A 9388-nucleotide genomic window follows, 5' to 3' on the forward strand; every position below is an offset into this window, starting at 1 on the left:
GGTGAATTCCAGCGACAGGAGTCGAGGGTCAGGTTGAGCCTGTAAAACAAGGGTTTTCATCGCTGAGAGCCGATTAATTTATGCAACTACCGGGTAAATTTGCCCGAGGCCGGGACATAGCGGCCCAGGTAGCCGTCGGTGTAGTCCACATACCAGACGTTGCCGTCATCATCGATTTCCAGGCGGCGCGGCCGCGCTCCGGCTCGCGGCAGTGTTATCTCTGTCAGGGCAAGGGTTTTCGGGTCCGCCCGGACCAACTTATTGATGCCGAACAGTGCGATCCAGGGGCGGTTCTGTGCATCCATTTTTATTCCGTAAGGACGCGCCTTTGCCGACTGCAGCTCCACCACTTTCACTTCGCCGGTTTTCACATCCAGCAGGCCGATGCGATTGCTGTGCTGGGCGGTAAACCAGATATTGCCCTCGCGGTTGAACACCATGGTATGCGGATCCTCGATTCCCTCCGGCATGGCAAAGCGACGGATTTCGCCGTTCTGCGGATCGAGTCGACCGATATGGGCGTTGCGGTTACCCGCGTACCAGACCCGGTCCTGATCGTCGACGATCAGGTTGTGGGGATGGCTGCCATCGGGTACAGAGAATTTTTTGAACTCGCCGCTGGCGGGGGAAAAGCGGCCGATATAATTGCCGGACTGGCCGCAAAACCACACATCGCCGTTGCTGTCGACAAAGGGGTCCCGCGGGCGGCCGCCCCAGGGCACCTTCCATTCGCTGAGTGACAGCTTGTCCGGCAGCGACTGCTCTTCGGCGACACAGGTAAAGGGAAGAAAGCTCAGAAAAAACAGCGCGAGGGGAAAGGTAGGGCGATACCGCTGGGTAAAAGCAAACATATATTGCCTCCCGGTTTCTCAGTGTGTAGTGGCTCGGCAACGGTAATCAGAAGGTATCTGAACCCGCCGATCGATCACTGATCCCTGTCTTCAGCCATAAAACGGATCAGCGCCGCGTACTCCTCCCGTGTACAGTCGAAGCAGAGGCCGCGGGGCGGCATGGCTTGGTAACCTTTTTCGACATGAGTCACCAGGGTGTCCATACCCTGTTCCAGGCGCGGTGCCCAGGCATCGGTGTCGCCGGTGCGCGGCGCGCCGGCCACGCCAGTGGCGTGGCAGCTGTGGCAACTGCGCAAATAGATTTCCTGTATCTCTTCCCGGCTGGTGCGCGGGTTGTGTTCCGCCGCTGTGTTTACAGCCGGTTCATCCGGCGAGCAGGCGGTGGAAAGCAAAAGTAACGCCGCGACGAGGCAATTCCTGCGCATCTGTCTTCTGTATTTTGTCATCTGCCTTTCGTGCCGCATACCGGGCAGTCATTATCCCTTTGCAGTTGCAGCGACCGCAATTCCAGGGTCTCCGCCTCGAACAGCTGCAGCCGTCCGCGGCTGGCCAGGGGCAGCCCCAGAATCCAGCGGATCGCCTCCAGCGCCTGCATGCTGCCGACAACCCCCAGCGCCGGCCCCATCACTCCTGCAGTGGAACAGTTCTCCACCGTTTCTTCACTTTCTTGAGGAGGGAACAGGCAGGCGTAGCAGGGGGAGGGATCGGATGAAAAATCGAAACTGACCAGTTGACCGGAAAAACCCCGCACCGAAGCCATGATCGCCGGCCGCCGGAGTTCACGACACACGCGATTGATAATGTGACGGATGGCCAGGTTATCGGTGCAGTCGAGCACCAGGTCTATCGAGGGCAACTGGCCGCGCAGCCAGGGCTCGTCCGCCATGCGCGCGTGGGCATGCAGGCGGATTTCCGGATTGGCGGCGGTGAGTTGCTGCGCCGCGACCTGGGCCTTGTCTTTATCGCGGTGATTGGTTTTGTAGAGTATCTGCCGCTGCAGGTTGGAGATTTCCACCCGGTCGCCGTCCACCAAGTGGATTTCCCCCACGCCGGCCGCAGCCAGGTACAGGGCCACCGGACTGCCGAGGCCGCCGAGACCGATGATCATTACCCGCGCCCGCGCCAGTTTTTCCTGCCCGGCCTCGCCCACCTGGGGCAGCATTATCTGGCGGCTGTAACGCTGTAACTGTTTGCGGCTCAACATGGGACTATCCGACTAACAGGTCTTGGAACTGGCACACCGCTTGCGCGCAGTCGGCCGCCTGGGTAACGGCGGTGACCACTGCAATACTGCCCACGCCGGTGGCCGCAACCTCCGGCGCGCGCTGCAAGTTGATACCGCCAATGGCCACCAGCGGATAATCCGGCAGCAGTGCGGCCATTCGCGCGAGCTTGTCCACGCCCTGCAGCTGCCCGCTCATATCCTTGGTGCTGGTGGCGAAGATGGCACCGATGGCCAAGTAGCTGGGGCGGTAGCGGTGGGCGCGCAGCAACTCGTAGAAACCGTGGGTGCTGATTCCCAGCTTCAGCCCGGCGTTTTTGATGGCCGCCAGATCGGCGGTCTGCAAATCTTCCTGGCCAAGGTGCACACCATAGGCGCCGCAATCGATGGCAGGTTGCCAGTGATCGTTGATAAACAGGCGTAGATCATATTCGCGGCCGATGGCCACGGCGCGTTCGATCTCTGCACGCAAACCCGTGTCGGGATTTTTGATCCTCAGCTGTAGTGTGCGCACACCCAGCTTTGCCAGCCTTTCCAGCCAGTCCGTCGAGTCCACCACCGGGTAGAGCCCCAGGCGATTGCTGTCCGGCTGGGGAAAACCCTGTGCGAACCGCGCATTGGCTTCTTCGGAATAGCAGCCGTATTTTTTTGCCCGCTCCTCAGCGGGTAAAAGTACCTGCGGAAAATCCTCCAGTTCACCCGGCCAGCCGCAGTGGCCAACGGGGCCGGAGCCATCGCCGATGTTTTCCCCGTTGCCGAGGCGAAGGCCCCGCTGTACGGTGGCCTTGGCCACCACACAGGCGTCGCGCAGCGGGTACCCCAATGCCAGTGACGCCGCAATCGCGGAAGACAGGGTACAGCCGGTGCCGTGAGTGGAGCCCGTGGCGATTTTCCTGCCGATCAGCCAGTCCATGCGCTCGCCATCCCAGAGCAGATCCGCTATTTCCCCGCTCACTATCTCACTATGGCCACCGGTCACCAGGACTGCCGCACAGCCCCGGCTCTGCAACTGCCGGGCGGCAGCGGCGATCTGCTCCGCACCGCCCACGGGGGTGCCGGCCAGCCACTCCAGTTCGTGCAGGTTGGGGGTAATCAGGTCGCACAGGGGTAGGAGTTCCCGCAGCACCACTTCCCCGGTGGAGCCTTCGGTCAGCGCGGCGCCGCTGGTAGCGACGGCTACCGGGTCGTAGACGACCGGGACCTTTTTGACCTGCCTCAGGCCGCGCAGGAATTTCGCCACCGCGGCGACCTGTTCGCCGTTGGCGAGCAAACCGATTTTGATGGCGGAGGGAAAGAGGTCCCGCTGCAGTGCCTGCAACTGGGAAAGCAGAATCTCTGGCGACACCGCATTGATCGCAGCCACCTCACGGGTGTTCTGCGCGGTGTTGGCGGTAATCGCGGTGCAGCCGTGGCAGCCGAGATCGGCGAAGGTCAGCAGGTCCGCCTGGATACCGGCGCCACCGCCGGAATCGCTGCCGGCGATGGACCAGACGATGGGTTTATTTTGCATAGATACTCTGGTCTCGCCGTGGAGAATTTCAGGTTGCAAGCAGGCTCCTACCGGTTAGGTTATTCCTGTGTCGCGGTATCCGCCTGCTGCCAGAATGGCATATCCAGCGTGGGCGTGCTGGGGCTGGCGGTCTGGCGTTTCAACATCAGCCCCGCACTGTAGGCGGTGCGCCCGGCTTCCACGGCGAGCCTGAAAGCCCGCGCCATATTCACCGGCTCCTGGGCCCGGGCGATAGCGGTGTTCAGCAGAACGGCATCGTAGCCCATTTCCATCGCCTCCGCCGCCTGGGAGGGCGCGCCGATACCGGCGTCGATAATCAGCGGCGTATCCGGCAGGCGTTCGCGCAGTGTCTGCAGGTTGTATCTATTGAGCAATCCCCGGCCGGTGCCGATGGGCGCGCCCCAGGGCATCAACACTTCGCAGCCCACATCCAGCAGCTTGCGGCACACCACCAGGTCGTCGGTGCAGTAAGGCAGAACCTTGAAACCGCGCCGCACCAGCTCCCGCGCCGCCTCCACCAGGCCATAGGGATCCGGCTGCAGGTTGTAGTCGTCGCCGATCACTTCCAGTTTGAGCCAGTCGGTCAGAAAAATTTCCCGGGACATCTCCGCCAGCGCAATCACTTCCCGCGGGGTTTTGCAGCCGGCGGTATTGGGCAACAACTGGCAGCCGGATTCGCGAATGTAGTCCCAGAGCATTTTGCCCTGCTGTTGTTCCGGGCTCTGCCGGCGCAGGGACAGGGTGATGATCTGCGCACCGGATGCTTCGACCGACTCGCGCATAATCGCGGGCGAGGGATACAGCGCGGTGCCGATCAGCAGGCGGCTGTCAAAGGTTGTCCCATAGAGTTTCAACAAATCCGTCATACTCAGCCCCCCACTACCGGGGCGACGATATCCAGGGCGTCGCCATCGTTCAGCCGGGTCTCGCCGTAGTTTGCCCTGGGCACAAAATCCCCGTTCAGGGCCACAGCAAACGCCTCGCCACTGTATCCCAGCTGTTGCAACAGACTGGACAAATCCGTCGGCCGCTCCAGTTTTTCCACCTGCCCGTTGACTACCACTTGCATCAGGCCACCTGTAAACATTGTTGCATTACCAGTTTCTCTACACGCTCAACCAGCGCCGGCGCCAACAAATAGCCGTGCCGGTAGAGACCATTGACCCGCACCAACCGCGGTTCGCCGTGCACATGGGGGAGGTTGTCCATAGTGGCGGGACGGCAGTTGACCCGGGTTTCGACAACCCGCGCCTCGGCGAATGCCGGGTGCAGCGAATAGAGCGCGGAGGACAGCTCCATCAGGGAGCGCACCGATATCGGCGACATATCCTCGCTCTCGATTTCCGTGGCGCCGATCACCGTTTGTCCCCCGCTCCGCGGCACAGCATAGAGTTGATAGCGCGGGTGCAGCAGGCGCACCGGCCGCTGCAACTGGACCTCGCGGGTTTCCACCACCAGCACTTCACCGCGCACGCCGCGCAGCCCTTCTACCTGCCCCTTGGCGCCAAGGCCACGGCAGTCGATAACGCAGTCGAAACGCAACTTGCCTTCACCGTGTTCCACACAACCGGGGGTGCATTCCACCGGCGTGCGCTCGCGCAGGTGAACCCCCTGTTGCCGCAGAATATTCAACAGCACCGGCAACAGGCGGCGGTTGTCGATATCCCCCTCGCTCTCCAGGTACAGCCCCTGTTCGAAGTTTTCCAGGGCCGGCTCCAGTTGTTGCAGCTGCCCCCTGTCCAGTGGGCGAACCTGAGCACTCTCATCGCCGTTCAGTTTGCCGGCCAACTCCCGTTGGATGTGTTCCAGTTCACTTCTATCCCGCCCGTGCGCCACCAGCACACTGCCGGCGCGGCGAAACTCCACCGCCTTTCCACTCTCTGTTTCCAGCTGCCGCGCCCAGTCGGGCCACAACTCCAGGCTGCGGACACCCAGGCCATAGACTTCCCGCTGGCTGTGCACCAGTTCCGACAGCGGCGAGATCATACCGGCGGCAGCCCAGCAGGCACCGCTGGGCGTGGTGAAATCCCGCGCTTCAAACAGGGTGATATTGCAGTCGCGCTGCGCCAGCCGCCAGGCCAGCAGGCGGCCCATCAGACCGCCGCCGGCTATGGCGATTCGGGGGGAATTTTTATCTGTCACTAAACGTTTTCCGTTGGCCTCGATGTAGAATCCAACCAATTTTGTAGGAGCCTGCTTGCAGGCGAAACCTACCGGGCTTTGTATTCGCCTCGTTGTTCGCCTGCAAGCAGGCTCCTACAGTTTTGACGGCGATAGGCAATTCGATGCGAAGGCCCTGATGCCGGGAACTTCTTGCGGGACTGTTGGCGAGAGGGACCTCGCCGACAAGCCTCCAGGGATGGATTCACGGCGTGTCCCGCAAGAAGTTCCCGGTAGCAGGGCCGCCCGGGAACCCGATAAAACCCACTGTGTGGAGGAGCCTTCAGCCCTTGTGATACAGCTCGCTGCCCATATCCTTGAATTTGATCGCCATCTCCTCCATGCCCTTCTCCGCTTCCTGTTTGGCTGCATACTCCCGGACATCCTGAGTAATTTTCATGGAGCAGAATTTCGGCCCGCACATTGAACAAAAGTGCGCGACCTTGCCGGATTCCTTGGGAAGAGTCTCGTCGTGGTAGGTGCGCGCACGCTCCGGGTCAAGGCCCAGGTTGAACTGGTCTTCCCAGCGGAACTCGAAACGCGCCTTGGACAGGGCGTCGTCCCTCATTTGCGCCCTCGGATGCCCCTTGGCCAGGTCCGCGGCATGGGCAGCAATCTTATAGGCCATCAGCCCCTCTTTCACATCCTCTTTATTGGGTAGGCCCAGGTGCTCCTTGGGAGTGACATAGCACAGCATTGCGCAGCCGTAGGTGCCGATCAGGGCCGCGCCAATACCGGAGGTGATATGGTCGTAGCCGGGGGCGATATCGGTGGTCAGCGGGCCGAGGGTATAGAAAGGCGCGCCGTGGCAATGCTTCAATTGCTCATCCATATTTTCCTTGATCTTGTGGATGGCTACATGGCCAGGACCTTCGATCATGGTCTGCACATCGTGCCGCCAGGCAATTTCGGTGAGCTCTCCCAGTGTGTGCAGTTCGCCGAACTGGGCCTCGTCATTGGCGTCGGCGATGGAGCCCGGGCGCAGGCCGTCGCCGAGACTGAAGCTCACGTCGTAGGCCTTCATGATTTCACAGATTTCCTCGAAATGGGTGTAGAGGAAACTCTCCCTGTGGTGAGCCAGGCACCACTTGGCCATAATGGAACCGCCGCGGGACACGATGCCGGTTACCCGCTTGGCGGTCATCGGCACGTAGCGCAACAGCACACCGGCGTGAATGGTGAAGTAGTCCACGCCCTGCTCCGCCTGCTCGATCAGGGTATCGCGGAACACCTCCCAGTTGAGGTCCTCGGCGACCCCGTCGACCTTTTCCAGCGCCTGGTAAATAGGCACGGTGCCGATGGGCACCGGCGAATTGCGCAGTATCCACTCGCGGGTCTCGTGAATGTTCTGCCCGGTGGACAGGTCCATCACCGTGTCCGCACCCCATTTGGTCGACCACACCAGCTTTTCCACTTCCTCCTCAATGGAAGAGGTCACCGCGGAGTTGCCGATATTGGCGTTGACCTTGCACAGGAAGTTGCGGCCGATAATCATCGGCTCCAGCTCCGGGTGGTTGATATTGGCCGGAATAATTGCGCGGCCCTCGGCCACCTCGCGGCGCACGAACTCAGGGGTGATCTGTTCGGGAATATAGATTCCGTCCCGGGCCCGTTGATAGTGGGATTCCTTCAGCGCATCGGCGATCTGCGCGCGGCCCATATTTTCGCGCACAGCGATAAATTCCATTTCCGGGGTGACAATACCGCGGCGCGCATAGTGCATCTGCGAGACATTCATACCCGCCCTGGCGCGGCGCGGCGAGGGCAGGTTTTCGAAGCGGATATGGTCCAAGCCGCTGTCCGCCATGCGCTTCTGGCTGTAGGCGGCCTGGCGGGAGGTGAGCACCTCGGTATCGTCGCGCGCCTCGATCCAGGCCTGCCGTAACTTGGGCAAGCCCTCGCGCACATCAATCCTGTTCTCCGGGTCCGAGTAGGGGCCGGAGGTGTCGTAGACCCTCAGCGGTTCATTGGCCTCCAGTAGCGGATTCTGCTCGTCGCCGCCCACCACGCTGTCGCCGAGACAGATTTCCCGTACACCCACGCGAATATCCGGGGTTTCACCCTGCAGATAAACCTTGCGGGAGTTGGGGAAAGACTGCACGGTGAGATTGTCCAGAAATGATTTGGCGGAATCGCGACTGGCGGCACGGCTGGATTTGGCGGCGCGGGCGGGCTGATCGGTAACCTGAGACATGCTGACCCCTGTGGCTTGCGGAAGATTGACGCCGCAGTGCCCGGGGCAGACAAATTTAAGAGAGAGGAGTCGCGACAAATGGCGACTTCAGATCTTGTTTCCTACGCAGGGATAACCCCGATCAGGTTCAACGGATCTCGCGACAGCGATCTCAGCCCACAGGCACTCCGACAAGTTGTGCCGCAGTATAGTAGATGCCCTTCGCCGTGAACAGGATACCAGTGTGTGGATTGTGAACTGGGGCGGATATCCAGTCGGAAAGTCTGATCGCGGCCAGCGGCCGCTCCTACAGGGAGGAAGTGAGATTATTCTGTAGGAGCGGCCGTTGGCCGCGATCGGGGTTGGTTGTGGCTTTGGGGTTACGGCCCGCGTACGGGGTTCGCAGTGGCTGTTAGCTTTTTTTCTCGCCATCCCTGGCGCGACTTCTAAGTGTTCGATCCGGCCCCAGCCCGGCCATCCCTGGCCGGTCGCTCCAAAGCGCGCGAAGCCTCCGAGATTACGGCCGACTGAGGAAAATTCGCTGTGGCGTCAAGAGCTTATGCTCTGTACCGTCATGAAATCACGGATTCAGGTATAAGTACGCGATATCGACGAGGGAGCCCGAGGAGGAAGCCGGCGGCTTCTGCAGACTTAAAAACTGAATTTAAAACCCGTGTGTGCTGTGGTCCATTGCGCATCGCCACTGGGTACGGCATCAATTCCCAAAATCGTCCATTCAAACCACTTGCCAAATTCCACACCTATCTCTGCCCCCAGCAGCGGCGCAACGCCACTATTGCGATAGGGCCCGGCAGCCCCTTCTGGAGCAAGATCGATACCAAATATAATTGAACGCTCCGCGGCTTCCGCCTCCCAGTCGATCAATCCACCGCGGCCTCTCACAAAAAAGCGACTGTCGTTAACAAAATGGGTGTAGTTGGCTGCGAGATATCTTCCAGTAAGGTCGATATCGTCGTCGGAAACGAGTACCCCAAGATTAAAGTCTTCCAGCACAGTCATACCCAGTTCGAATGACCAGTTGCTGTCGAGCTTGTAACCGACGATATATGTCACAGCAAGACCATCATTTTCCAGTTCAGCGGTGTTGCCGCGGTCTGAAATTTCTATGGAATTTGCCAAACCCAATCTGTTCCCGAGATAGAAGTGATTCAAGTCCTCGGATTGCGCAACGGCGTAATGTATAGAACCGGCAAGTGAAGAAAAGAAAATCAAGGATCTTGTGATGAGTTTATTCATTATTTGGCCCTGGCGTTTTTTATTATTTGCAAATATATCGCTTTAAGCGGAAAGAGTTCGCCATATAGGTACAAGGGTCTCTATTGACGCCAAAAAAAAAGCCACCCGTTCGGGTGGCCCTTTTTATTTAGAAGCCTGACGATGACCTACTCTCACATGGGGAGACCCCACACTACCATCGGCGATGCTGCGTTTCACTACTGAGTTCGGCATGG

Annotated in this window: 9 protein-coding genes, 1 rRNA gene and 1 riboswitch; all 10 genes read right to left on the reverse strand. The window is 60.1% G+C overall.

The window, feature by feature from the left end; translation table 11 throughout:
- Window positions 1-86 precede the first annotated feature (86 nt).
- Window positions 87-851: a Vgb family protein gene (locus FHS09_RS22095; protein WP_183464017.1), complete on the reverse strand. Its 765-nt coding sequence runs from the start codon at window positions 849-851 to the stop codon at window positions 87-89.
- Between the two features lie 74 nt (window positions 852-925).
- Window positions 926-1297 (reverse strand): c-type cytochrome, encoded by a 372-nt coding sequence (locus tag FHS09_RS22100; RefSeq protein WP_246395250.1) that lies wholly within the window; start codon window positions 1295-1297, stop codon window positions 926-928.
- Complete coding sequence (locus FHS09_RS22105) at window positions 1294-2055, reverse strand: HesA/MoeB/ThiF family protein (RefSeq protein ID WP_183464019.1); 762 nt, start codon at window positions 2053-2055, stop codon at window positions 1294-1296. Before FHS09_RS22105 ends, FHS09_RS22100 begins: the two co-directional genes overlap by 4 nt.
- 4 nt (window positions 2056-2059) lie before the next feature.
- Entirely contained in the window at window positions 2060-3583 is a 1524-nt protein-coding gene (gene thiE / locus FHS09_RS22110) for a thiamine phosphate synthase (protein ID WP_183464021.1), read from the reverse strand.
- Between the two features lie 59 nt (window positions 3584-3642).
- Window positions 3643-4449: a thiazole synthase gene (locus FHS09_RS22115; RefSeq protein WP_183464024.1), complete on the reverse strand. Its 807-nt coding sequence runs from the start codon at window positions 4447-4449 to the stop codon at window positions 3643-3645.
- A gap of 2 nt (window positions 4450-4451) precedes the next feature.
- Window positions 4452-4652: a sulfur carrier protein ThiS gene (thiS, locus tag FHS09_RS22120; RefSeq protein ID WP_183464026.1), complete on the reverse strand. Its 201-nt coding sequence runs from the start codon at window positions 4650-4652 to the stop codon at window positions 4452-4454.
- Complete coding sequence (gene thiO, locus FHS09_RS22125; protein WP_343057552.1) at window positions 4652-5725, reverse strand: glycine oxidase ThiO; 1074 nt, start codon at window positions 5723-5725, stop codon at window positions 4652-4654. The genes thiS and thiO overlap by 1 nt, the downstream gene beginning before the upstream one ends.
- 301 nt (window positions 5726-6026) lie before the next feature.
- Window positions 6027-7937 (reverse strand): phosphomethylpyrimidine synthase ThiC, encoded by a 1911-nt coding sequence (gene thiC / locus FHS09_RS22130; RefSeq protein ID WP_246395252.1) that lies wholly within the window; start codon window positions 7935-7937, stop codon window positions 6027-6029.
- A gap of 81 nt (window positions 7938-8018) precedes the next feature.
- Window positions 8019-8117: riboswitch (TPP riboswitch) on the reverse strand.
- 450 nt (window positions 8118-8567) lie between these two features.
- Window positions 8568-9173, reverse strand: a complete 606-nt coding sequence (locus FHS09_RS22135) for an outer membrane beta-barrel protein (RefSeq protein ID WP_183464028.1) — start codon at window positions 9171-9173, stop codon at window positions 8568-8570.
- A 133-nt stretch (window positions 9174-9306) separates the two neighbouring features.
- Window positions 9307-9388: ribosomal RNA gene (rrf, locus tag FHS09_RS23475) — 5S ribosomal RNA — on the reverse strand; the annotation flags it as partial.

It is taken from the genome of Microbulbifer rhizosphaerae, assembly GCF_014191725.1.
In the GTDB taxonomy this organism is placed as follows: Bacteria; Pseudomonadota; Gammaproteobacteria; order Pseudomonadales; family Cellvibrionaceae; genus Microbulbifer; species Microbulbifer rhizosphaerae.